At 73.6% G+C, this 527-nt stretch carries 1 protein-coding gene; it reads left to right on the top strand.

Annotated features, from left to right (window positions below):
• The coding region (locus tag HZS56_RS37870; RefSeq protein WP_216725333.1) for a beta-ketoacyl synthase N-terminal-like domain-containing protein at nt 1-527 on the top strand (527 nt) is incomplete at both ends.

The following is a 527-nucleotide window of genomic DNA, read 5'->3' on the forward strand; positions in this document are numbered from 1 at the left end:
ACGGTGGACACGGCGTGCTCGTCGTCGCTGGTGGCGATCCACCTGGCGGGCAGGGCCCTGCGGTCGGGCGAGTGCGATCTCGCGCTGGCCGGCGGCGTGACCGTCATGGCGACCCCCGGCATGTTCCGTGAGTTCGAACGGCAAGGGGGCCTGGCGCCCGACGGCCGGTGCAAGCCCTTCTCGGCGGACGCCGACGGCACGTCGTGGTCCGAGGGCGTGGGAGTCCTGGTCCTGGAGCGGCTGTCGGACGCGCGGCGCAACGGACACCGGGTGCTCGCGGTCGTGCAGGGCAGTGCCGTCAACCAGGACGGTGCGTCGAACGGCCTGTCCGCACCCAGCGGTTCCGCACAACAGCGCGTCATCCGGGCCGCGTTGGCGGACGCCGGGCTCGGCACCTCGGACGTGGACGTGGTGGAGGCGCACGGCACCGGGACGAGGCTCGGTGATCCGATCGAGGCGGAGGCGCTGCTGGCGACGTACGGGCAGGGGCGGGATGCCGGGCGGCCGTTGTGGCTGGGGTCGGTGAA

Source organism: Streptomyces mayonensis (assembly GCF_018982965.1).
Taxonomy (GTDB): Bacteria; Actinomycetota; Actinomycetes; order Streptomycetales; family Streptomycetaceae; genus Streptomyces; species Streptomyces mayonensis.